The organism is Vibrio sp. Vb2131, assembly GCF_033338535.1.
Taxonomy (GTDB): Bacteria; Pseudomonadota; Gammaproteobacteria; order Enterobacterales; family Vibrionaceae; genus Vibrio; species Vibrio alginolyticus.
Genome location: NZ_JAWOSW010000006.1, coordinates 177,908 through 200,838, shown reverse-complemented (window position 1 = coordinate 200,838; position 22,931 = coordinate 177,908). Strand labels below are relative to the sequence as shown.

General features: G+C 43.0%; 20 protein-coding genes. 5 read left to right on the top strand and 15 right to left on the bottom strand.

Features of this window, described 5'->3' with window-relative positions; translation table 11 throughout:
- Positions 1 to 63: 63 nt before the first annotated feature.
- Entirely contained in the window at positions 64 to 1,605 is a 1,542-nt protein-coding gene (locus R7E38_RS09620) for a glutamate synthase-related protein (RefSeq protein WP_226084136.1), read from the bottom strand.
- 156 nt (positions 1,606 to 1,761) lie between these two features.
- Here R7E38_RS09620 and R7E38_RS09615 point away from each other — a divergent pair, with 156 nt between their 5' ends.
- Positions 1,762 to 2,241, top strand: a complete 480-nt coding sequence (locus tag R7E38_RS09615) for an aminoacyl-tRNA deacylase (RefSeq protein WP_005376501.1) — start codon at positions 1,762 to 1,764, stop codon at positions 2,239 to 2,241.
- A 175-nt stretch (positions 2,242 to 2,416) separates the two neighbouring features.
- Here the strand turns inward: R7E38_RS09615 and R7E38_RS09610 are convergent, their stop codons facing one another.
- The 3 genes from R7E38_RS09610 to R7E38_RS09600 all read right to left on the bottom strand — a co-directional run bounded on the left by R7E38_RS09610 (position 2,417) and on the right by R7E38_RS09600 (position 5,090).
- On the bottom strand, positions 2,417 to 3,829 hold the full coding sequence (locus R7E38_RS09610) for a coniferyl aldehyde dehydrogenase (RefSeq protein ID WP_203345399.1): 1,413 nt from the start codon (positions 3,827 to 3,829) through the stop codon (positions 2,417 to 2,419).
- Positions 3,830 to 3,954: 125 nt separating this feature from the next.
- Complete coding sequence (locus R7E38_RS09605; RefSeq protein WP_031781379.1) at positions 3,955 to 4,527, bottom strand: GNAT family N-acetyltransferase; 573 nt, start codon at positions 4,525 to 4,527, stop codon at positions 3,955 to 3,957.
- A 104-nt stretch (positions 4,528 to 4,631) separates the two neighbouring features.
- Complete coding sequence (locus R7E38_RS09600; protein ID WP_226084127.1) at positions 4,632 to 5,090, bottom strand: NUDIX hydrolase; 459 nt, start codon at positions 5,088 to 5,090, stop codon at positions 4,632 to 4,634.
- Positions 5,091 to 5,259: 169 nt separating this feature from the next.
- Here R7E38_RS09600 and R7E38_RS09595 point away from each other — a divergent pair, with 169 nt between their 5' ends.
- A complete protein-coding gene (locus tag R7E38_RS09595; RefSeq protein WP_033906499.1) occupies positions 5,260 to 6,165 on the top strand; it encodes a DMT family transporter in 906 nt (301 codons plus the stop codon).
- A 79-nt stretch (positions 6,166 to 6,244) separates the two neighbouring features.
- Here the strand turns inward: R7E38_RS09595 and R7E38_RS09590 are convergent, their stop codons facing one another.
- Complete coding sequence (locus tag R7E38_RS09590; protein WP_318081760.1) at positions 6,245 to 6,559, bottom strand: multidrug efflux SMR transporter; 315 nt, start codon at positions 6,557 to 6,559, stop codon at positions 6,245 to 6,247.
- Positions 6,560 to 6,954: 395 nt separating this feature from the next.
- Here R7E38_RS09590 and R7E38_RS09585 point away from each other — a divergent pair, with 395 nt between their 5' ends.
- Positions 6,955 to 8,319 (top strand): endonuclease/exonuclease/phosphatase family protein, encoded by a 1,365-nt coding sequence (locus R7E38_RS09585; protein ID WP_226084125.1) that lies wholly within the window; start codon positions 6,955 to 6,957, stop codon positions 8,317 to 8,319.
- Positions 8,320 to 8,603: 284 nt separating this feature from the next.
- On the opposite strand, the gene R7E38_RS09580 is transcribed toward R7E38_RS09585, so the two are convergent.
- The 4 genes from R7E38_RS09580 to R7E38_RS09565 form a co-directional block, all read right to left on the bottom strand.
- Positions 8,604 to 9,137 (bottom strand): hypothetical protein, encoded by a 534-nt coding sequence (locus R7E38_RS09580; protein WP_047101435.1) that lies wholly within the window; start codon positions 9,135 to 9,137, stop codon positions 8,604 to 8,606.
- The gene (locus R7E38_RS09575) at positions 9,131 to 9,517 is read right to left on the bottom strand and encodes an MAPEG family protein (RefSeq protein WP_047101434.1); all 387 of its coding nucleotides are present in this window, start codon (positions 9,515 to 9,517) and stop codon (positions 9,131 to 9,133) included. Before R7E38_RS09575 ends, R7E38_RS09580 begins: the two co-directional genes overlap by 7 nt.
- Positions 9,518 to 9,726: 209 nt before the next feature.
- Positions 9,727 to 10,632: an EamA family transporter RarD gene (gene rarD / locus R7E38_RS09570; RefSeq protein WP_025767839.1), complete on the bottom strand. Its 906-nt coding sequence runs from the start codon at positions 10,630 to 10,632 to the stop codon at positions 9,727 to 9,729.
- A gap of 103 nt (positions 10,633 to 10,735) precedes the next feature.
- Positions 10,736 to 11,458, bottom strand: a complete 723-nt coding sequence (locus R7E38_RS09565) for a sulfite exporter TauE/SafE family protein (RefSeq protein ID WP_042520743.1) — start codon at positions 11,456 to 11,458, stop codon at positions 10,736 to 10,738.
- A 444-nt stretch (positions 11,459 to 11,902) separates the two neighbouring features.
- On the opposite strand from R7E38_RS09565, the gene R7E38_RS09560 reads away from it, so the two are divergent.
- The gene (locus tag R7E38_RS09560) at positions 11,903 to 12,433 is read left to right on the top strand and encodes a prepilin-type N-terminal cleavage/methylation domain-containing protein (protein WP_005376513.1); all 531 of its coding nucleotides are present in this window, start codon (positions 11,903 to 11,905) and stop codon (positions 12,431 to 12,433) included.
- A gap of 49 nt (positions 12,434 to 12,482) precedes the next feature.
- Here the strand turns inward: R7E38_RS09560 and R7E38_RS09555 are convergent, their stop codons facing one another.
- Positions 12,483 to 13,463, bottom strand: a complete 981-nt coding sequence (locus tag R7E38_RS09555; RefSeq protein ID WP_226084124.1) for a chemotaxis protein — start codon at positions 13,461 to 13,463, stop codon at positions 12,483 to 12,485.
- Between the two features lie 683 nt (positions 13,464 to 14,146).
- On the opposite strand from R7E38_RS09555, the gene R7E38_RS09550 reads away from it, so the two are divergent.
- A complete protein-coding gene (locus tag R7E38_RS09550; RefSeq protein ID WP_017821556.1) occupies positions 14,147 to 14,755 on the top strand; it encodes a response regulator transcription factor in 609 nt (202 codons plus the stop codon).
- Here the strand turns inward: R7E38_RS09550 and R7E38_RS09545 are convergent.
- The 5 genes from R7E38_RS09545 to R7E38_RS09525 all read right to left on the bottom strand — a co-directional run bounded on the left by R7E38_RS09545 (position 14,752) and on the right by R7E38_RS09525 (position 22,581).
- The gene (locus R7E38_RS09545; protein ID WP_025767842.1) at positions 14,752 to 15,639 is read right to left on the bottom strand and encodes a LysR family transcriptional regulator; all 888 of its coding nucleotides are present in this window, start codon (positions 15,637 to 15,639) and stop codon (positions 14,752 to 14,754) included. The genes R7E38_RS09550 and R7E38_RS09545 overlap by 4 nt on opposite strands.
- A gap of 157 nt (positions 15,640 to 15,796) precedes the next feature.
- The gene (locus tag R7E38_RS09540; protein WP_005376517.1) at positions 15,797 to 17,167 is read right to left on the bottom strand and encodes a GGDEF domain-containing protein; all 1,371 of its coding nucleotides are present in this window, start codon (positions 17,165 to 17,167) and stop codon (positions 15,797 to 15,799) included.
- Between the two features lie 9 nt (positions 17,168 to 17,176).
- Positions 17,177 to 17,773, bottom strand: a complete 597-nt coding sequence (locus R7E38_RS09535) for a response regulator transcription factor (RefSeq protein WP_206957731.1) — start codon at positions 17,771 to 17,773, stop codon at positions 17,177 to 17,179.
- On the bottom strand, positions 17,766 to 18,932 hold the full coding sequence (locus tag R7E38_RS09530) for an EAL domain-containing response regulator (protein ID WP_226084123.1): 1,167 nt from the start codon (positions 18,930 to 18,932) through the stop codon (positions 17,766 to 17,768). The genes R7E38_RS09535 and R7E38_RS09530 overlap by 8 nt, the downstream gene beginning before the upstream one ends.
- Entirely contained in the window at positions 18,916 to 22,581 is a 3,666-nt protein-coding gene (locus R7E38_RS09525) for an ATP-binding protein (protein ID WP_226084122.1), read from the bottom strand. The genes R7E38_RS09530 and R7E38_RS09525 overlap by 17 nt, the downstream gene beginning before the upstream one ends.
- Positions 22,582 to 22,931: the final 350 nt, after the last annotated feature.

Sequence of the window (22,931 nt, the reverse complement as noted above, 5' to 3'; positions counted from 1 at the left end):
CATTTCAGCGAATAAATAATTGTTATCAAACATGTACCTATATGCAGAAAATATGGATAGAGATCAGTTTAAGTCCATACCTGAATACTTAATCCCAGACAGCCTCGCCATGTTGTGATCCCAGGTCGCTAAATCATGATGACTAAATTCATTCAGAGCGTGGCGACCACACGCCCTCGCCATGACTTTCATGAGCTCAACCGAAGATTCGAAGAAATTTTTCAGTTGCTGGGATGACTTTTCAACGTCGAGACGCTGCCTCAAATCGGCATTTTGTGTCGCAATGCCTGCAGGGCAATTATTGGTGTTGCAGATGCGAGCCGCGACACAACCGATCGATTGCATCGCACTGTTTGCTATCGCTACTCCGTCTGCTCCAAGTGCCAACGCTTTGACAAAATCCGTAGGAACTCGCAACCCACCAGTGATGATTAATGTGACGCTGTCACTTACACCTTTTTCATCTAAGTACTTACGTGCACGAGCTAATGCAGGGATGGTGGGCACACTAATATGATCACGGAACATAGTTGGCGCCGCACCCGTGCCACCACCGCGACCGTCTAAGATGATGTAATCAGCCCCAGCATCAAGCGCAAACTGAATGTCTTGCTCAATATGGTTGGCACTGAGTTTAAATCCAATTGGAATACCGCCTGTGATGCCACGAACTCTGTCAGCAAACTTTCTGAAATCGTGAGTAGTGTGAAGATCTTTGAACGTTGGTGGTGATATCGCTGGTTGTCCCTCGGGGATGCCTCTCACCTGAGAGATCTTACCTACATTTTTATTTGCAGGCAGATGACCACCCGTGCCCGTTTTTGCTCCTTGCCCGCCTTTGAAGTGAAACGCCTGAACATTAAGAAGCTTAGATTCGTCGTAGCCAAATTGAGCACTAGCAAGCTCATAGAAATACCGTGAATTGGCGGCTTGCTCTTCCGGTAACATGCCACCCTCACCAGAGCAAATCCCAGTCCCTGCCAACTCTGCACCTTTTGCTAGTGCAATTTTCGCCTCTTCAGAAAGTGCGCCAAAACTCATGTCCGACACCAACAAAGGAATGGCGAGTCTGAGCGGCTTACGCGCGTTTGGTCCCACAATCAACTCGGTAGACACAGGAACGTCTTCCAACAACGGTTGTGTCGCCATTTGCGCCACCATGATTTGTATAGCATCCCAATGTGGTAGCAAATGCCTAGGAACCCCCATTGCAGCCATCGGACCATGATGACCGAGTTTAGAGAGTCCCTCTCTCGCTAATTGGTGGATAAACTCGAGGGTTGGTTCTTCTTGAGTAGCAGACGCCGTTGGTTTGTCTCTTTTCTCTCGCTTTTGTTCCGGTCCCTCTTTACCGACTTGCTCTGCGGTAAATCGCTTGTGTGTACCATCACAAAAAGGAGCATTGGCGGTATGCTTACATTGGCAGAGATAGGCATCTTCGTCTTTTTCCGCACTAAAGCTCATTGGCTTTAAGCCGGTTCCCGAATGAGACCCATCGCAGTAAGGTTGATTTTTAGAACGCCCACATCGGCAGAAGTAATATTCTTGCCCAGCTTTCAACTCTACTTTGATCGGCTTGTTATCAGCGATGATTGGCTTGCTCATGTTGCCCCCTATTTATTATTGTTAACCATGCTTTCTCGCTGGCTTGCAATAAGCGTAGAACAGGAGCGTAAAGAGCGTCAGTGTCGCCGAGTAAAATGCGCGATTGTCGCCCGACTAACCTATACTTTTTATGGGTCTCATACACGTGGAGGCTATATGACGATTGCAACCCGATTAGATGAATATTTGACTGAGCATAACATTCACTTTCAAACCGTGAATCACAGCCACAGTCATAGCTCGCTACAAAGTGGTGTTGCAGCAGGTGTGCCTTTAATGAATATCGCAAAAGGTGTGATCCTAGAGGATCATGAAGGGCGTCATATGATGGCGGTCTTACCTGCCAACAACAAAATCAGTTTGTCGAGATTAAACGACGAATTTAATGCCACCTTCCACTTGGTGAAAGAGCGTATGGTTTACCGACTCTTCACCGATTGTGAACACGGCGCTATTCCACCGATTGGTAGCCCTTACCACATGTCGACAGTTTGCGATGAAAGACTAGCAAACTTGGAACATGTCTACCTTGAAGCTGGCGATCATGAAACTCTGATTAAGCTGGACCGAAAGGCGTTTAAAGAACTGATGAACGACTGTAGATATCTAAGATTCAGCAGTGAAGTTCTGCATTAAACTTGCCAAGATCTCTCGACACTTCCTGAACAAGGCTCTTTCAACAAGAGCCTTTCTTTGTTTTGTTGGTAGCACGCGATGGAAGTTTCTCGGACTTTGGTGCCCAGCGTTTCAGAGCATATAGAAACAAAAAACCGCCTATTCGGGCGGTTTTTTATCAATCAAATCATAATTATTATCGAACAAAGATCTTTTGGATCGCTTTTATCGCCATAGCCCTACGGCGCATTAATACGCTCGTTCTTGGCAACCATTTCGGTGTGTGAAGAATGGTTTTCGCATGACTAAAAGTTCTGAATCCTTCCTCTCCGTGATAATGCCCAATACCCGATTCACCAACGCCACCAAAAGGCGCATCTTCAGCGCCAACATGTAAAACCGTATCATTAACGCCGACGCCACCACTGTGGGTGTTGAGTACAATATGTTTGATGGTCGATTTGTCGTCCGACATAACATACAGCGCAAGTGGTCTTTGGCGCTGATTAATGTAATCAATCGCTTCATCAACCGCATTGTAGGGCTTAACAGGTAGAAATGGCCCGAAGATCTCCTCTTGCATGATTCGCATATTCGGCGACACATCCGTGACCAAATGAGGATACAGAAGTCGTTCCTCTTGGGGCGACGCTTCAACAGTGTGAAGGTTAGCACCTTGCGCTTTTGCATCCTCAAGTAGCGCAGTCAAACGATCATATTGTCGTTGGTTGACAATATGGGTCAGCTTTTGATTCTTGTTGGATTTTAAATAGAGCTTTTCAAAACGTTTTAAGAATAGCGAAATGAACTCTTCGACACGTTCTTGCGGTACAAATGCGTAGTCAGGCGCGACACAAATCTGGCCTGCATTAATGCATTTACCAAACAAGATAGCATCAACGGCTTTCTTCATGTCTGCATCTTTTGCAATGATCACCGGGGACTTTCCACCCAACTCTAACGTCACCGGGGTAAGGTTTTCCGCTGCCGCTTTTGCTACTGCGCGGCCAACACTCGTAGAACCCGTGAACAAAAGGTGATCGAATGGCAGTTGGCTGAATGCTTGTGCGACGTCTGCTTCACCCTCAAAAACTTCGACATACTCAGACAACCCACGGCAAATATCGACGATGACTTTATTGGTTTTTGGCGTAAATTCGCTGAGCTTCATCATCACGCGGTTGCCAGCAGCCAATGCTGTCACTAAAGGCGCAAGGCTCAAAATCACAGGAAAGTTCCACGGTGAAATGATCCCGACGACACCTAACGGTTGATACTGAACGGTGACTTTAGAAGGTGCGAGCAATAAGCCGGATTCGCGCTTGCTGGGTTTGCACCATTTTTTTAGTCGTTTGAGGGTATAATTAATATGCGAGACCGTTGGCAAAACGTCGGTCATGGCGGTATCAAATTCTGAGCGATAGCCAAAATCGTCACTTAACGCTTCAACCAGCGCTTGTTTGTTCTCAAGCAGCGATTTTTTTAACAAAACGAGGCGCTGTTTACGTTCATCCAAACTAGGATAAGGCTCGGCTGCATATGCCGCTTTTAAGCGTTCGAGGCTTTGCTGTAACAAGTTATCTACTTCAACCTCTGTGATTGCGTTCATGATGCTTCTCCTAGCCTAGTTTCTGCCAATGACGCCCCAAGTTAACACGAGCGCAACAATGTTACTATTGTAGCGCTCGTGAAGTTAGAGTTCGAACTCTGATTAAAATATTTCTGGGGTGGATACTACATCAAACGTAGTTCATAAATGCCTAGTCGTTGAGAGCGGTCAAGCATATCGAACTCATGATCAACGTATTCTTTTAATGTGGCGCCTGCACGCTCAGCAATATTGATGCTAGCGATGTTATCTTCCATACAATGGAACTGAATGAATTGTGCGTGCCCTTTCTTCTTCAAGAAAGGGATCAATACTGCGAGTACTTGATCAATCACACGATGGCCTCGCCCATTGTTGGCAAGCCAGTAGCCAATTTCAGTAACACGTGTATGTGAATCCACACCTTTAATGCCAATAACACCCGTAAGTTGCTCATCAAAATAAATTGCGCACCAGTGGGAATCCAGCGCGTTACTGTTCACTCGCTGGGAAATGTAGTTAACGGCCTCTCTATGATTCGTGACAGAATCCGTCCAAGGTAGATAGCCCTCAAGGCTCTCTCGGTGAGTGTTCACAACCTCTAGTAAAGCGGACGCGTGTTTCGTGTTGAGGGGCTCAATTGAGACCCTTTGCGAGACGGAAAAACGCTTCTGTAAGTGATTTCCTTGATACGTCTCTTGGCATGTGACTTCATCCATAGATGTTATTCCTTTTTATTGTGAACGCTCAGCGCAAATCCTAACGCTTCATTTTATGAGAACAAACCTCTCTATAAAAACTAATCAAAGCCGTTGCCGCTCATTTAGCCCTTTTGATCGATCAGCGTAAATGGCGTTAGTGATGCCACATCTACATAATGTTTCCATACATGTTCATAGAGGTGATGCTGATTGGCAAACGGAGCCAGCTGCTTAGCTTCTTCAAGCGTACACCAGCGATACTCTGTATGCTCTTCGTTAAAAACAACTGATTGGTTAGGCGGACAAAATAGCACAAAACATGGGATAACCATGATACGGTTATTTTTTGCTTCGTAGAACTGCTCTAGAAAGTCTGCTGTATGTAACTCAACTTGGTCAATTAGTGTCTCTTCTTTTAACTCTCTTAAAATGGTTTGCCACCCGGCTTCACCCGCTTCGATACCACCTGCAACGTGGCACCAATAGCCACCTTTTACGCGTTTGAGTAACAGCATTTTTTCTATGCCATCAATTTTTGAAATGACAACGCCTGAAACATGCGTTGCTTTTATCGGGATCATGTAAGCTCCTTAAATATCGAGTTTTTATTGTTACGCTGAAGAGAGGCAGATTAATTGCTACGTATTCTACTGTTTATTCATCTTGTCGACAGAAGTGTTTGAGTTGAGAGGATTTAATCACTAACTAAGTATGCTAAAGTGAGATCTGTCGCAACAAATGAGCAGTAAAATGTCCAATTCATTCAACACTATGATTCCCATCGGTGTGCGCTTTATGGTGCTTTCCGCGTTCGGCTTTGCTCTGATGTCGGCTACAGTAAAGCACGTCGGCAACTACGGTATCCCCGTTTTTGAAATCGTTGCAGCAAGAGCGCTCGTTTCACTTATCATTAGTTATTTCGATGTAAAGCGAAAACGAATTTCTGTATGGGGCAATAATAAGCCATTACTATTTGCACGCGGTGCTGTGGGCACGATGGCTCTGATGTGTGTATATTATTCAGTGACCACCTTACCTTTGGCAGAAGCGACGATATTCCAGTATATTCATCCGGTATTTACTGCACTACTCGCCGTATTTTTCTTGAAAGAGCGCATCCAGCCGTCAACTTTCCTTTGTATTGCGTTGTGCTTACTCGGCATCTATATCATGGTAAGCCCAGAAACTGGGCAAGGCTCAGATAGCGCTTTACCAATGTTTAGCGTCATGATTGCGATCTTAGGCGCATTTGGTAGCTCAATTGCCTACGTCATTGTCAGAAAACTGAGTCAGACAGAAGACAGCTCAGTGATCATTTTCTATTTCCCGTTGGTTGCTCTCCCCGCTTCACTCTTACTGATTGGCGACGATTTTGTAATGCCCGATCTATATCTGACTTTCATGTTGGTTCTAGTTGGTGTCTTTACCCAAATTGGGCAATTGGGGTTAACCAAAGCGATGCAAACTCAACAAGCGGGTAAAGCCTCCGCTTATTCGTATATCCAGATCGTATTTTCTGTGTTGTTAGGCATCATTTTCTTTGGCGAGGTTCCGATCATTTGGACGTACGTCGGTGGCGGTCTGATTGTTACAGGCGCATTAATTAATGCGTTTGGTCATCACTTACGGTTACCTTTTGTTAAGCGCAACGCTTGATATACCTACCTAGAACCGTAAACACGACATTTAGAAAAACAGCCAGAGTGACTCTGGCTGTTTTGTGTTTAGCCTAACGTTAAGCTGATATTTTTAACCCTGCGATACCAGCGACAATCATTAGAAAGCTTAAGGCTTTGATAAGTGTTGCTGGCTCATTGAACAGATAAATACTCACGACTGCCGTGCCTATTGCGCCAATCCCTACCCATACGCCATAAGCAATGCCTAAAGGCAAGGTTCTTAACGCAATGCCAAGCAACCAAAAGCTCAATAACATAAAGACAATAGTGAATGCCGAAGCGCCGAATTTGGTAAAGCCTTGTGAATATTTAAGACCGACAGCCCATGCGATTTCACACAGGCCCGCAATGAAGAGAATTCCCCAAGCCATGTCACATTTCCCAACGAGATGGGGTCGTCCCCGAGAAAAGATAGAGCGGTGAGGTCGTCCTCACTTCTGATTGACTGCTTATTATATACAGAAATTTAAACATAAAAAATAAAACACGGCGATAAGCATACAACTCAAACATCTCATGCACGCTTAAATTCTACGCTTTTCTTTTTAACGGTGGCGGGCTCTCTATGTTCGCATCAATAACGACACCGTTTTTTAACAATTTACATATAACCTTATGGTGTTGAAAGTGTTGCATTTATTGCACAAATCACACAAAAACTAATTGAACATGTAAATATGAAAACGTTTGTGTGACTAATATCGCTTAAAACAATGACTGATGACTTTAATATTCAGCCGAATTAATTATAAGGTATGACGTACCCATGAAAGCAATCAAAACCTCTATCGCTGTCCTTGTTGGCGCCGCTCTACTATCTGGATGTAATGACGACACTGAATACGTCAATGTTCAGCCTAAAGAAGTAAAAATAGCGACTTACAACCTCTCTTTTGACCGCGCTACCTTCGAAACTTTGGTAGGTGAAATGCAAATTGAACCAACGCAGCAAACTGCGTTGGTCACCTCTTATTTAGACGGTTCAATCGCAGCCGAAGACAAAACCACTGCGGAAAAAGTCATTCAAATTCGTAACGTTGCAGCAATCATTCAAAAGAATCGTCCTGATGTTCTTATGATGGCGGAATACAACAACGACGGAACAGGCGAAAACAAAGCAGCCATTGAAGGATTCCAGAAGAACTACCTGTCTGTCGCGCAAAGCATCAATGGCGCGGGCGGTGAAGCAAACCTTGAGCCTATTAAATACCCTTATGCTGAATCTTATTCAACTAATACAGGGTTGTTGAGTGAGTTTGATCTCGACAACAACGGAACCGCAGGTCAAATGCCAGGTGATGCATGGGGCTTTGGCATGTACCATGGTCAATATGCATTTGCCCTTATGTCTAAGTATAAAATTGACACGGCAAACACACGTACATTCCAAGCATTTAAATGGAAAGATATGGAAGGTGCGAAAATTCCAACCATTACTATCTGTGACGGTTCGCAAAAGATTCCAGACAGCATGAAGTGTGGTGATGAATGGTACTCAGCGGAAGAATGGGATCAAGTGCGTCTATCTTCGAAAAATCACGTCGACGCGCCAATCATCATTCCAACTCGCAATGGCGAAGAAGTTGTACACTTGTTGATGTCTCATCCTACTCCACCAGTATTCGACACCGGTAAAAACAAAGCGCAAAACGCAGCAGAAGTGGAGTTTTGGCATCATTACATTCAAGGCAAAGACTATTTTTACGACGATGCGGGTAAAACAGGTGGCTTAACGAACGGCACTAAATTCGTAATGATGGGTGATCAAAACCTTGATCCAGTGGCTGGTGACGGTATTAGCTCTGTAATGCAAGAGCTGCACAACGATCCATTGGTTAATCAAACCGTGATGAATGGTGAGCTTTACCCAACAAGCTTTGGTGCAGCTGAACACGCTGTTGACCGCAGTTCAACTCACCCATATCCGAATCGCATCACTTCAACGTTTGGCTTAGGGGTAGACTATGCCTTGCCTTCAGCAAATTTGAATGTAATAGACTCTGGTGTGTACTGGTCAGCGTCTTATGAAGAAGGCCGTAAACTATTTAACGATGCACGTATCGGTAAGTATGGTGATGGTAAGGATGTATCTTCCGACCATCGCATGATCTGGATTAAAGCACAGTTCTAGACTGCATAAAAAAAAGCCAACCACAAGGAGTCGTGATTGGCTGTATATATTTGTGAACAAGATGGTTCACTAACAACGTCAGTTGGCTAGGTGATCCTCGGCTTAGAAAGGGTCACTCATACTAAAGCATGAGGCGTGCCAACTTTTCAGTGCACAAAAACAGGTTGTTATTTAATCACTTTCATTAAAACTTAACCAATAGCTACTGTTTGCTCACAGAATAAATTGCAATTTGCAAACTACCATTGGCATTTCGCAATAAACCTGATCTTTAGCTCTTGCTTTTATTGCTTCCTAGCTAAGTCGCGTGCAAGGATTAACGCAAGTCCGAATACTTGCAAGAAGAGTCCGATATTCTTGTACCAAGCGATCTTTTCATCCTGCTTTGCCATTACCTCATTGAGCTCTACATTCTCAATGTAGTAATTATCGATGCGGTCTCTATACGAAGCTTGTGCCTGATTTATCTTTGACATCAGTTGAGGAAGTTGATCAATTTTTATTTCATCCGACTCGTTGAGAACCCAGGAAGATAAATGCCCTGCTAATACCTCTTCTAGCTCTAAAGGTATCGCTACGCTCTGACTTATGTGCACATGCAGCAGTAAAGCTTCTCTTTTTCTTTCTAGGGTTTCCACACTGTTCCATGCGAGTTGGATGGAATACAAGTTTTCTGCTGTTTGCTCTGCGAGCTGCGAGTGCTGTTTACCCAACTTATCAAGGACTAAGCTAGTAACGATGATCGCGCCAATATTCAGTACTAATCCAATCAGAACGAGTACCCAAGGCGATGGAATATAACGTCGCAGACTTACCATAACTTATCGTATGGCAGGTAAATCATATTTAACACAACCAATGAAAGTATCACCAGAAATGTCACCTGCATCCCTCTAATGCGCTTTTTCAAGTCTTTTTTCAATATGCCTTTAGCATGAATAACTCGACCAATTACAAAAATAACACCGATGAGATGTATCCATGTTGGGTAAGCACTATTGAATTCTAAAAGTGCCATTAAAATCAGGGTGATGGGGATATATTCTGTCGCATTACTCTGGGCACTACGAGCAATTTGTAGAGCCTCTACCCCACCATCGGCATAAGCAATTTGATTTAAGCGACGTTGCTTAATTACTTGAACAGCCAACCAAATAATGAGTATTGCGAGAATGTTGGCATACAGAGCAGTGATCATATGTCGTCCTTCTTGATCTGGTTTTCACTTATATAAGCGTGTCACTTGGCTATAACTATAGCGGTATCATTATGATAATGCGTAAAATAATCTCAAGTTATGATTTCTATTCAGGCAAAAAACGAAAGCCAATGCTTCATGACATTAAAAATGCCCTCGAATGGAGGGCATAAGAATAAAGAAGCTAATATGTGAGAATATTGAAACCACTATAAGGGGTGTTTGACCAGCTTTTTGCGCCGATGCCCTTTGATAATACTTTCAAAAATGGTGAACAACAGCCCTACCCAAATAAATGCAAAGGTCACCGCTTTCACTTCGTCAAACAACTCGCCAAAAAACATAACTGCCAACACAAACTGCAAGCTTGGCTCGATGTATTGCATTAGACCGACGGTTGATAAATTAGTTATACGTATTGCGATAGAATAAAATACAAGTGGTAAAAGTGTGATAGGTGCACTGCCAAAATACAAAAGCAATGTTTTGGTATCTGTGCCCGAAGCCAGTTCACCAGTTGCCCATTGTTTATAGAGCAAATATGCGAGTGCAACTGGAGTCAGTAACAACGCCTCAACAAACAAGGTTGTACTCCAGTCATAATTTATCTTCTTCTTGTAAAGCCCATACAAAGCAAAGAACAACCCCATCGTTAGTGCGATAACGGGCAGCTGACCATAGTGAATCACTTGATACATAACACCAATTGTTGCCAGCACGATTGCAATAAGTTTGCCTTTTGAGAGCTTATCCCCAAGAATAAATACGCCTAGTGCAACAGATACTAATGGTCCAATAAAGAAGCCTAAGCTGGCATCAATGACCCGATGATGGGTCAAAGCCCAAGTGAACGCACTCCAAGAAATACACATCAAACTGCTCGCCACAAACGTGTACCACAAGGACTTTTTATCAAGCCAGATTTCTTTCCAATTCAGCCCTCGACGGGTTATCCCAAGTACAATTAGAAACCCGACAGGTACAGACCCAATGATTCGCCATGCTAGCAACTCATCCATAGAAGCATTTGGTAAATAACGATAATAAATTGGTAGCAATCCCCAGATCACAAAGGAGAATGCTGCCATAAAAGTGCCATAACGAGTGTTATTCATAAAACTATCGCCCATCTAAACGACCAAATTTGGCGTAAGTAAACAAGTCCGCCATACATAAAAAGGAATGCAATCCCGCAGTGACTTTATGATGCAGATGGCATTATTGGCTCAACGCTTGTACGACGGCGGTAAAGCCACTCACAAAACACAACATAAGTGCCCCAAACCGAATCTTTTCTTTTGGTAACGACTGGGTAGTTTTCATTGCTAGCCAGTAACCAAGCGCCGCAGCAGGTAATAGAGGAATAGTAATGACCAAATGATGCAATGTGAAGAAGCCCACTGGGATTTGTACTATTAGTGAAATAATCGAACTGAAAACAAAAAAAGCCGATAAGTTGCCGCGTAACTGATTCGCTTCTTGATGCTGCAACAATAACGCCATCGGAGGGCCTCCAATCGCAGAACTGGTACCAAACAACCCAGAAAAGAAACCAGCACATGTCATACGCGAAGGCGTAGGCTCAACCCGAAACGGTAAAACACTCACCACGACTGCAAACAGCACCAACAAACCAATCCAAAGCGTGAGAGTTTGTGTAGATACAAAAAAGAGTAGCAAGCCACCAGCAATTGATCCCGGCACTCGCCCAATCAACGCCATCTTTAAGCCGCCGATTTCAACACTACTGCGGTGCTTCATCGCATTCATCAACGAAATAAATAACGCGACTAAACAGATTGGCGCAGGAACATATTCTGGCGCCCAAAGAATCAGTAAAGGTGCGGCAACAATAGCCAAGCCAAAACCGATTGCGGTCTGGACATAAGAGCCAAGAAATATCAAACCTATTGCAAGGAAGTTTATCGAATCGAATTCCATTTAGATTATTCTTATATTTGAAAAATAAACACAAAACCAAAGCACATTCGCATGCCGAATACCTCAGGCACACTGCGATATGAATTCCGCGTAGCATTCATCAAAGTGAATAAAAAGACAATCCATTTGTGCGGTTCGCCCTCATTTGCATTTTGTATTTCATTCCACTGATGTACATGTTTGCTTACATCGAAGAGGATTCATGCTCGCCTGTTCACGCAGCATTTCTTCAGCGGAATTAATGACCTCTTAAAATCTAGCAGAATTAGACCCGTGAATTCTCCATTGCATTTAATGGATTCAGTCAATTAGTGCGGCGTCGGTATAGCACTTTACAATTCACCTCTTTATACTACTGATCGATTTATCATTACCGTACTTATTTACACAATAAACAAGTGTACGGTCAGTGTTTTTCTACCTTTAACTTGCTGTGAAAATAATATGAAGAAACAAACGGGATTTACTCTAATAGAGTTGGTCGTAGTTATTGTCGTGCTCGGTATTCTTGCTGTCACTGCCGCGCCACGCTTTTTAAACCTTCAAAGTGATGCACGTGAAGCTCGTTTGGAAGGAATGAAAGGCGCTATTGCGTCAGCATTAGGCGTCGGTTATGGGAAAATGGCGATTGCGGGATTGGAAAGCAAGCCTTACGTTTCAAACTTCGTAGACAGTGCTTTAATGGCAGATTTACCATTTGACGGCTGTAATATTGGTGGTTCAAAGCGCTGTGTTTTTTTATATGGATATCCTGATTCTGATAGCGAATCGATGAAGTTACTCGTGCAAGGACTGAACGAAGAAGACTCGGATTGGAAAACATTTCATCACCCGGCTGGTTCAACAACTCGCGAAATGGTCATTGCTGCAGCCGACGAAAAAAGAGCTAGCCTTACACAATGCGGAATTTTATATGGGCCACCGCAGACTCCAAACGAGAGTTACACCTTAGATATTCTTCCCTGCCCTCAATAAAAATAAGGCTGCCAATCGGCAGCCTTATTTGTTTCATCTGATCGGTTTTTTACGCAAAGTTAAACACGTATTTATCCATCATATTCACCATGCGGCCAATCTCTGGCTTGGTAATCGTATCATTTGCGCCAAGAGATAGTGCTTTCGCTCGGTTATCCTCACTCATCAATGACGAGAACATAATGATCGGCATTTCATGAAACGCTTCGGTATCTCGTAGTCTCTTCACTAAGTGCATACCATCCATTCGAGGCATTTCTACGTCCGTAACCACCGCATCTAATAGCTCTTTAACTGGCAAGTTTTCTTCTTTCGCGACCTCGATCAAGCTCATCAACTTCTCATGCGCCTCACCACCGTCTTTACATGTGATCACATTGTAACCTGAAGAAGCTAATGTATCTTGGATCAAAGAGCGAATAAATGCTGAGTCATCCACCACCATGATCGTTTTAGCATTACGCTTACCGACCATTCTCTGGTTGAGATCCACCGACTTGTCCCCTTTCACATCGTATTTTTCCATACTCAGTTCTGGGTTGATGTCTGCGATGATTTTTTCAAAGTCGAGAATCATGATCAGGTTGCCTTCTTTACGGACAACGGCTACTACACAATCTTGTTCGCCCGCTTCCAAAAACTGACTTGGTGATTCCACATCATTCCAAGAGATACGATGAATACGCGAAATGCTGTCAATTAAGAAGCCATTGGTCATTTTGTTGAAATCCGTAACGATTACAAACTTGTGCTCCAGATCTTGTCGTGTTGGCACACCTAACCAACCAGCTAAATCCACTAAAGGCGTCAGTACATCTCTGGATGAGAACACACCAATCATATGAGGTTGTGCGTTTGGATAATCGGTTGTTTCTGGCACGCGAATCACTTCTCGTACTTTCGCAACGTTAATGCCGTAATAACAAGTTTTTGTGCTGCCATCTGGCAATGTTTTTTCTAAATGAAACTCGATGATTTCAAGCTCATTGGTACCACTTTCTGTCAAAATGGTGCTGGTTACGTTACTCATAAAGCCAATTATCCAACCAAAAATACGCATCAGAAAAGTTTGATGCAAACGCCATGAGAAGCCATTCTCTGGCTAAAAATCCAAAAGTCCTTTTTAGTCGTTACAACAAAATTTGTAAACCATCAAAAGGACGGCTAACGCACATTTCCATACCAAACCATGTAAAATTGTCTCATTTTTGAACACGACATTATGAGTGGCCAAAGTGCGAATTAACACCTCCACTTTTAGCGGCCGAGTCAATGAAAAGTTTAGAAATAATTTGAAGTGATGTTCAGCGTCAATAGCCAAACCTATCTAACAGATATCATCACAAAGTTGGCTACCATGCTCATGCCTGGTTTAGAACAAGCTCTCTTCAAGTGGCTTGGTATAAAACTGCGCTTGTGAACACACGGGTTTAAATCGAAGCGCTAGAGGCATCGCAAGAAAATCTGAAGGCATAGAACACTGAAAGAACACTTTCAGTTTGTTAGTTTTCTGTCAGCGTAAGTTTTAAGCAATCATCCTATCACTAGGTATTTCAATACCTGACATCGCTATTCCCATAATCAAGACACTGATTTTCACTTTTGGAAAGAGTCATTTTCCTTCCTCTTAGCAAGGTTTTTCCTACAATCCTATTCATCCAATTGCGCTGTCGCCTGACAGCACACTAGTTGATGTATTAGGTGAGGTTAACTTTGAATAATGTTCTTATTATCGACGCTCAACCATTGTATAGCGAAGCTCTTGCTTCTCTAGTTGAATCCGTAATCAACGCAGCTGAAGTGATTCAAACCACTGACAGTGCGGAAGTGATGGATCTTGTTCGAGGCCAAAAGATTGATTTGATTATTCTAGACGTAGTGCTTGGCGACCGCGATGGTATGCGTTTAGCCAAAAACATTTTAGCGACGGGATATCGTGGCCGACTGTTATTTGTTTCTTCACGCGACTACTCGAGTCTTTCTAAAGCAGCGTACGAAATGGGCGCAAACGGCTTCTTAAGCAAGCATGAAACAAGAGAGACCATTATCGACGCAATTGTGAGTGTTTCACGCGGTTACTCAATGTTTAAGTCGACTCACACACCATCGTCGGGTAACGTAACACTTTCAAATCGCGAAGCCATGGTGTTCCATTATCTTGTACAAGGCTACTCTAATAAGAAGATTTCTGAACAACTTTCACTCAGCGCTAAAACAATCAGCACCTACAAAACGCGTATTCTGAAAAAGTACCATGCGGACACGTTGATTGAACTTCTGCATACTATTCCTCAGTCAGAAAACATTGAGTTTTGCCGCTAAGCGCTCATGTATTTTGCAATAGCACCGATTAACAGCTGGTGCATTGCATCATGTCTTAAGCTTTGCTTCACCTGTACAACCACTTTTGGCCAGCCATCTGGGTAAAAATGCTCTGGCACTCTTATAAATTTATATCCATCAATTGGCGCCTGATATTCAAGTAGCACGGTTGCGGCGCTTTTTTGCTTAATTAGCTTCAATACGCTGCTTACGTTGTCTAGAGCCGCAATACGGTTGATGACCATACCGTGGCTTTCCATTGCACGCTTAACGAGCTGCTCTTTCTCTTTCCAACCGATAATCTCTAACATGATAAAGGGAAGTTTGGCTGCTTCTTCTAGGGTGGTAATTCCCAGCTCTTCAGGGACAACTAACACAGCAGGCGCATAGCCGATGAACTTCTGATAAACAGATTTCGGAACATCCTCGTTGAAGTAATGTAACTGCGCATCCACTTTGCCTAGGATTATCTCTTCTATCGTATACTCTGTAATCGTTGCTATCGAAATGTGCGCCTTGGGAAACAGCGCCATTAAATCCATTGCAAGTAAATGCCCAAATGAGTATTGAGCGGTTTGCGGCAAACAAATGGTGATGTCTTTTTCGTAATTTTCCGGTTCAAACTCATCTCTAATTAGACAAGTTTCAAGCTTCTCGAGTGCATCGGAAATTTTAGGTAATTGACGTTTTAAATAGTCCGTCGGTTCCATGTGGTGAGGATGCCGAATAAACAATTCATCGTTTAGCTGGAGTCGCAATCGGGCAAGGTATTTGCTAATTGACGCTTCGCTCTTCCCCATCGCTTTCGCAACGGGCTTGAGCTGACGGTGCTTATCCAGTAAGACAAGTATTTTAAGTAAGTTTAAGTCGAGATCTTTGTTCACGTGCGACACCAAATGTAAGGTCGAGAATAAATAGAGCAATCACTATTTGTTGACTGCTCTAATATAAAAGACCACTCATTCTGTTTGGTCAAATTAATCAAACAGTTATGTCATGGTTATGTTCCGTAACTTAACATTGAGTCAATACTAGCGCTGCTTAATGGGACTTTTGTCTGTGTTTTTTCATCTCATAGAGATCTTCATCTGCACGTACAATAACGTCCTGAAGCGTTTCGTGTAATTCATTCGCCGCGATACCAGTACTCACACTAACTTCGATATCCAAGGTCTTTAGTCGGTTATCTTTAACGACACTACGAAGCTTCTTCGCCAATATTGAAGATTGACTGATACTGCAACCCGGCAGAATCGCAACAAACTCATCACCACCAGTTCGAACTAGATAATCACTATTTCGAAACACTTTAGACATAGCATCAGCAATAATCCCAATAACTTCGTCCCCTACATGGTGACCGTAATGGTCATTGATTCGCTTGATCCTATCGCCATCTATTGCAATGACGGAATATGGCGCGGTTTCCAAACGACGTTTGAATTCGCTATCTTGAAAGACTCTGCGGTTAAACAATCCCGTTAAATCATCTTTCGTCACGTTCGTCAGTGCCTTAGCGAGGCGAAGTTTGCTCTCTTTAGATTCATAAGCTTTGTTGTAATACGCTAAAGTTACGAAAAAGAAGATGATAAACAAGAACACGTAATCCAGTACAATTTTACTGAATGGGTACATGTAAACAATGAGATTGTTGTTGTCTGCGACATATGATTGGGTGTACGCGAATGATGGAAAGGGGTAGCCAGCGAAGTAAATCACCATTTGCTTGTTCCCATTCGCTATTTGAACATCCACCGCTTTCCCATCATTATAAAGCGGCGAGAGGTACAATTGTTCCGAGAACTCTCCCACTAACTCACCTTGAAAGTAAACCGGACTCATGATGCTTATCGCCATGTCATCGGAGTATGTCGTTTTAAATGGTAGGGAAAACAATACCCGGTCCGTTAGTTGCTCTTTCCACGCGGCTAACACACAAGAATAATTACTTTTACACCAATCAACATCAAATGTGGCTTTCACTCCCTCTAACGCTTCAATCGGTCTCTCTAAGATGAGTTTGTTTCCAGTATAAGAACGAAAATACATAACGGCATTTTGTCGATTGAACGCATTTGATAAATACGCTTCAGCCTGATGAAGCGATTTCCGTGCAACAGCTTCAACGTAATTAAGTTTTTCATAAGGTGACAGGGAGTAAATCGCATCTTGAAAGCTTAGCTCTGTTTGCGCTTCTACTTCACTCACGCTCATGCCTTTGTATTGCTCGAGCTGCGCTTCCGTCAATAGCCCCATGAGAATTACTTTTTGTTTTATCTTAGCTAAATTATTCGCGTAAGTGTTGAACTGCTTTACTTCATAAGAAATTAACACCGCACCAATCATTGTGACAGAAGTGACGAATAGTAATGTTGCGATGAAAAGAGACAACGCGATACTTTTAAGTGTCATGATGCGGTCTTACGCCCCCGCCACTCTTGTTAGCTCAACAATGTTCTTTACGTTAAATTTATCCAATAGACGGCGTTTGTATGTGCTGACTGTTTTATCACTTATTGATAGCACTGAAGCGATTTCTCTATTGGACTTTCCTTGTAGTAAATACTTCATTACTGCACTTTCTCTGCTTGAAAGTTGTGGCATTTCTCGAACGCTGTTAACAACTTGCTTAAATTTGAAGAAGGTATACCCCCTCTCTACCGCTTCTATCGCGTCTTTAAGAATGTCGTGATTTTCCGATTTACACACATAGCCATCAGCGCCAGAACGAAAAGCCATTTGGCTGTACATTTGGCTAGTTTCAGCGGAGAAGAAAATGACTTTGCCTTCATAACCATGGGATTTGATACGTTTGTAGAAATCAAACCCATCGCAATCTGCCAAGTTCACATCTAAGATCAACAGTTGAATTTCTTCCTTTTTCAATATTTGTAATGCCATCTTCGCTGATGTTGCAGTCAATACCCCATTTGTTTTACCTAACTCTTCCAACAACGACTTGATTGCAACACAAACGAGAGGATGATCGTCAAAGATCAAGTAATTCAATTTATTCATATCTTTCATTTAGTATGGTTATGGCTTCTAGTGGCATGGGTTTATCAATGTAGAAGCCTTGGCAAAGATCAATGCCATACTCACGTATCGCTTGCAATGTGACTTCGTCTTCAATACCTTCCGCGACCAGTCGTATATTCAAACTTTTCGCTAACGCGCAAATAGCAACAACGATGTTGCGTTTTTTGATGTCGCATTCGACACCTTGTACAAACGAACGATCGATTTTTAACTCGTTGAATGGCAGTTGAGCCAGTTTTTCAAACGTCGATGACCCCGTGCCAAAATCATCTATTGAGACAGTGACACCGTTCATCCTCAACTTGAGTAAATTCTTGTACAGGGACGCGCTAGTCTGAAATGTATCTCGCTCTGTAATTTCAATGGTGATTTGTGATGGGTCAATCTCGCTCTCTGAACATTGCTGTAAAAAGTAGTGAGAGAACGCCGTATCTTCTAAATTTTCATGGTCTACATTGATGGATACGTTTTGCGTCAATCCGCGGTGTTTCATGTCATAGATAACATTACTCAATACAGCTTGAAACAACTCTCCAGAAAGGCGGCAACGCTCTACAATTGGCAAAAAATAATGAGGGGGTAACACACCATAAATAGGATGATTCCAACGCGCGAGCGCTTCATACCCAAGCACTTCCCCACTTTGCACGTCGACTAAAGGCTGGTAATAATTTTTCACTCGCCCTTCAGCCAGAGCAAACAGGAATTCTTGATCTTCCACTTCAATAGGTTGAGCAAAGCTGACTTGTTTCGCTTTTTCATCTTTTATTTTACGTAACAAATCAACGACTTCATTTTCATCGTATGGCTTGGGTAGCTTCCCTAATACTTCAAAGCTAAATCCCTCGCACATGGCTCTTACCGCAGAAATAATGGTCAATTCCATTGCACTGACCAGTACAACTTGCCCCTGGTACTGGACTTTATCGAGCATTTCCATCATATCGATGCCGTCTTTTCCGGGCATTTGGATATCACAAAAAATTACGTCAAAATGTTGTTCCTGCACACTCTGAATAGCAGCATCCACACAGTTAAAGGGGATGACTTGCGCGCAATAGCGATCCAATATTTGCGAAAGTATTGTGGTTTGTAGCGGATGGTCATCAATCACCATCACATTAAATTGTGTATTCATTTGTCTCTACCCAATAGTTTATGTTTTCGATCTCCTGCTCGATTCGTAAAATTAGCTCCGCTGTTCGCCTGTCAAACTCCGCAGCAGTAACTCGTTCTGCCTCAATACAAAGCTCAGCCAGCATGCTTACCCCTATCGCCCCAACCGCTCCTTTGATGCCATGAATGACCCGTTTTTTGTCTCGCTCAGTCGATGCGGCGTTTAAGTTTTTTATATCTGTAGACATTGATTGACTAAACACGCGCGCAATCTCTTTTGCGTCCTGTGCTTTGAACCGTTTAATCCAGCCGGGCAGCCTCCCCCTCTCTTTTTCGCCAATAAATGGAATCAAAACGGTTTTTAATTGATTAAGGTCATAGGGTTTGTAGAGCACATCATCAATGCCGATATCCTGTGTACGTTCAATGGCAAGACGAGCATCTTCTGCTGTCACACCGATGATTGGAATAGCTTTAAATTCGGAGTTTTTCACGTGCCTAACAAGCTCATAGCCATCCATTTCTGGCATATGAAAATCGGTCAGCAGCAACACAACGTTTTCATCTTGGTTGATGTATTCCCATGCTTCGCGGCCGTTGTTCACAATGACAGGTTCGATTCCAAGTTCATGAAGCTGCATTGCTATCACGCTTTGGTTAATGGGATTATCTTCTGCGACCAGTACCGTGCCGAGAACCCAAGAAACCACTTCTTGATTTACGTCACTAAGCTTGGTGTCTTGCTGCGTTTGGCAGAGCAAATTGAACAATATATCTGGATACTTAAGCTCTCTTAGCGTAAGACTGCCAAGTACTCTTTGTTCGTCACGCAGCATTAGGCCATTAAAACTGGCATCGCTGTCGTGTATAGGGTGAAGGTTCGCCACCATTGTTTTTAACGTCGCTGGACGCATTTTCCACGCGTCACACCACTGGCGAATATTAAGTGGTAAGCTCTCGCTATACGTCCAGTTCAAACAAACGTCTGGCTCAGAGTCGCAATGCTCAATTGGCAGTTTGACGGTAATCGTCGTGCCCAAGCCAAATTGTGAATCGATGCAGAGCACGCCGCCCATGCAGTCGATCAATCGGTCAACAATGCTCAGCCCCAATCCAGTACCGCCATATTTACGCGTAATAGTGTCATCCGCTTGAACAAAAGGATTGAGAATGCCTTCGAGTTGGTCATCCGTCATGCCGATACCTGAATCCGCCACTTTCAAAATAAGCTGCTTTTCATGAAGAATGACACTGATTCCAACCTCTCCTTCGGCAGTGAATTTCACCGCATTGGAAAGTAGATTGGTGGTAATTTGCACCAATCGCAGCGCGTCGATTTCAATGAAAGCATTCGAAAATGGTTTGATTGTCACTTTGTAATCCAAACCTTTCGCGAGCGCTCGTGGTTCAAAGCTTCGAAACACATCGCACAAGGTTTTAAGCAAGTCGGTCTTAACTGGGGCGACGGTTAAGTGCCCTGCCTCTAACTTTGAATAATCCAGTACTTCGTCTACTAACGTATTCAAATGATTGAGCGAGCGTATGGCTTGGGCAATTAACTCGCGATTTGAATCTGCCGTCACTTGGTGATTTAGCAAATCGAGGATGCCGTGTGCTGCCGACAATGGCGTTCTTAATTCGTGACTCATGGTTGCCAAAAAGTTTTCGCGCGCACGTACCGCGGTTTGCGCTTCTTTTTGCGCATCGATTAACGCCTGTTCACGTTCTTTTTGCTGGGTAATATCTTGAATCACAGTCAGTACAAACTTGTTCTTACCGCTAGGAGAAGCGATGACTTTGCGTTCTCGATATACATGTTTAATATCAAGTTCACAGCCCGACGAGGCAACCTCTTCTGAAATACGCTTTCCAGCAATAACAGTGGTCAGTTCATCAAAATTATTCACCAGAGGAACGTGCGCAGAATCACTTTTCAACTTACATTGTTGGCACTGTTTACTGTTGTAGTTCGCACAATTGCTCATCTCCATATGGTTATTTTCACTATGGATAAAAACCAAGCTATTGATCTCTTTGATGATGTCCATCAGCCATTGCTTTTCCGCTTCCTCATTGTCAGCATTAAATTCGGCTAACCTCACTTTAAGTCGCATGTGAGATAAGATGAAATACGCCGCAATCAACATGAGACAGAATATGAATGAACCAGCAACAACAAATGTAGCGATCTGCTCCGCGTCATAGCCATAAGTCAGTTTGAAGCTTCGGTGAGAACGCAGCAGTTTTTCGATCTCGTTAGAATCAATGGTTTCGATGATGCTGTTCAACATGTGTTGCAGTTGTGTATTGTGGTTTGCAACCGCAAATGCATTAGAGAACGTCAAAACGTCCTCCGCATTGATCACCAAGCCATCGACTTGATCTTGTGCAATCATGTTGTGAACGATGTCGTCAGGAATATAAGCCACATCCAAAACGCCCGATTTCAAATCGGTAAGCAGCTTCTTCAAATCATTATAATGATCAACTTGGCCTTGCTGCAAAGTGCCCAAATGAACTAACCCTTGCTTTTTCAAAGTGAGCAGAATACCCGCTTCTTTCAGTGCAGATTTATCGCGCTTGCTCTGCTCCGCTTGGATAGCCACGTAATTACTGTGCATGAATGGTTTAGTGAACAACCAATCTGACTTAGGTAGCTCACCCACATAAGAAACGGGGACTATATCGGCATCAAATGCCGTTAATCCATTAGAAAGGCTCGACGTCGGCTTCACATACTTAAAGCTCAAGCCAGTACGAGACTGCAATAAGTCGACAAAATCTGGAAAGAAACCGTCTAACTCGCCCGTTTGCGAATCTCGGTAGAGAAACGGATAAGCTTCGTCACTGCTGCTGTAAGTTATCACTAGTTTGTTTTGATGATTACGTCGGTAATCTACCAATAACTTATCACTGATATGGTAAGGATTTTTCGAGGCGACGGAGCGAATGTTTTTTCCATTTTGCTCCCAGTGAAGGATTTTGTTGATGTCATCGATCAGACTCTGTTTGTCCAACGAAGCGATAAAACTCACCTCTTCGTCTTTCAACCAACTGGGAATATCGACAACCCCTTTTACAATGTCATTCAAATCCAAATATTGGGTAATACCAACATAAGTGTAAATCAGCGCGTTCGCTTTACCTCGCTTAACTTCATTAAACGCCTCTAAACGTGTTTTAACATAATGTATCTTATCGATACCACGTTCAGTGAGGTTGTCACAATACACACTGCCCTCAACACACACCCATTTAAGATCACGCGCATCACTATCTCGGTAAGTGGCATTCCGATACCAAACAGCGATAGTGCTCGAAAAGAAAGGCATCGAAAACAAGAAACGCTTTTCTCTTGCTGCTGTTTTACTAAATCCAACCGCACCATCAATCTTCTTGCTTTCGACATCCGCAAGTAAAGACGGAATATGCTTGTAAGTCCGAAGTTCTAACTCATAATCCAAAGCTTTAGTAATGTTAGACAAATACTCAAGACTAATTCCGTACGAAGGACCAACGCTACCGTCAAACGAGTCTTTAGCTTCGTCTTGCGCAATAACACCAACGATGACCTTCGGTTTAGGACTCTGTTTGGCAGTTGAGCAAAAAGAACTCGCTAAAAAAATTAAGGCGACGGACGATACCGTAATACTTCTAAGAATACTGAGCATGACTGCTTCCTCTGAATGGAAGCTCAGACTAGTTTTTGTCAGATAAAAGTCAAACTTCGCTCAATAGCGAAATAAAAATAAAGCTTTGATATAAAATCAAAAAACCAAAATCCGTCAGAACAATCTGACAACACAATCCACCTTTGACTACACAGCGTTTGCGTTCGGTCTCTCACCCAGACGGATATTCACTGCGAGTCGGTATATATAAGAGATATGTGCTTTTAGGTTTGCACGCCATAGCTTTTTACTTTCATCTTGAATGATTCATCATCATTCCATGATAAACTGACGTATTAACATGAAAGAAAGCTCAACTCCGCGGTTTCGAGCAGCTTGAAGTAAACACA

Excerpts from the sequence above, each read along its gene's own strand:
- R7E38_RS09620 (WP_226084136.1), bottom strand. The coding sequence starts at position 1,605 with ATGAGCAAGCCAATCATCGCTGATAACAAGCCGATCAAAGTAGAGTTG.
- R7E38_RS09615 (WP_005376501.1), top strand. The coding sequence starts at position 1,762 with ATGACGATTGCAACCCGATTAGATGAATATTTGACTGAGCATAACATT.
- R7E38_RS09610 (WP_203345399.1), bottom strand. The coding sequence starts at position 3,829 with ATGAACGCAATCACAGAGGTTGAAGTAGATAACTTGTTACAGCAAAGC.
- R7E38_RS09605 (WP_031781379.1), bottom strand. The coding sequence starts at position 4,527 with ATGGATGAAGTCACATGCCAAGAGACGTATCAAGGAAATCACTTACAG.
- R7E38_RS09600 (WP_226084127.1), bottom strand. The coding sequence starts at position 5,090 with ATGATCCCGATAAAAGCAACGCATGTTTCAGGCGTTGTCATTTCAAAA.
- R7E38_RS09595 (WP_033906499.1), top strand. The coding sequence starts at position 5,260 with ATGTCCAATTCATTCAACACTATGATTCCCATCGGTGTGCGCTTTATG.
- R7E38_RS09590 (WP_318081760.1), bottom strand. The coding sequence starts at position 6,559 with ATGGCTTGGGGAATTCTCTTCATTGCGGGCCTGTGTGAAATCGCATGG.
- R7E38_RS09585 (WP_226084125.1), top strand. The coding sequence starts at position 6,955 with ATGAAAGCAATCAAAACCTCTATCGCTGTCCTTGTTGGCGCCGCTCTA.
- R7E38_RS09580 (WP_047101435.1), bottom strand. The coding sequence starts at position 9,137 with ATGGTAAGTCTGCGACGTTATATTCCATCGCCTTGGGTACTCGTTCTG.
- R7E38_RS09575 (WP_047101434.1), bottom strand. The coding sequence starts at position 9,517 with ATGATCACTGCTCTGTATGCCAACATTCTCGCAATACTCATTATTTGG.
- rarD (WP_025767839.1), bottom strand. The coding sequence starts at position 10,632 with ATGAATAACACTCGTTATGGCACTTTTATGGCAGCATTCTCCTTTGTG.
- R7E38_RS09565 (WP_042520743.1), bottom strand. The coding sequence starts at position 11,458 with ATGGAATTCGATTCGATAAACTTCCTTGCAATAGGTTTGATATTTCTT.
- R7E38_RS09560 (WP_005376513.1), top strand. The coding sequence starts at position 11,903 with ATGAAGAAACAAACGGGATTTACTCTAATAGAGTTGGTCGTAGTTATT.
- R7E38_RS09555 (WP_226084124.1), bottom strand. The coding sequence starts at position 13,463 with ATGAGTAACGTAACCAGCACCATTTTGACAGAAAGTGGTACCAATGAG.
- R7E38_RS09540 (WP_005376517.1), bottom strand. The coding sequence starts at position 17,167 with ATGACACTTAAAAGTATCGCGTTGTCTCTTTTCATCGCAACATTACTA.
- R7E38_RS09535 (WP_206957731.1), bottom strand. The coding sequence starts at position 17,773 with ATGAATAAATTGAATTACTTGATCTTTGACGATCATCCTCTCGTTTGT.
- R7E38_RS09530 (WP_226084123.1), bottom strand. The coding sequence starts at position 18,932 with ATGAATACACAATTTAATGTGATGGTGATTGATGACCATCCGCTACAA.
- R7E38_RS09525 (WP_226084122.1), bottom strand. The coding sequence starts at position 22,581 with ATGCTCAGTATTCTTAGAAGTATTACGGTATCGTCCGTCGCCTTAATT.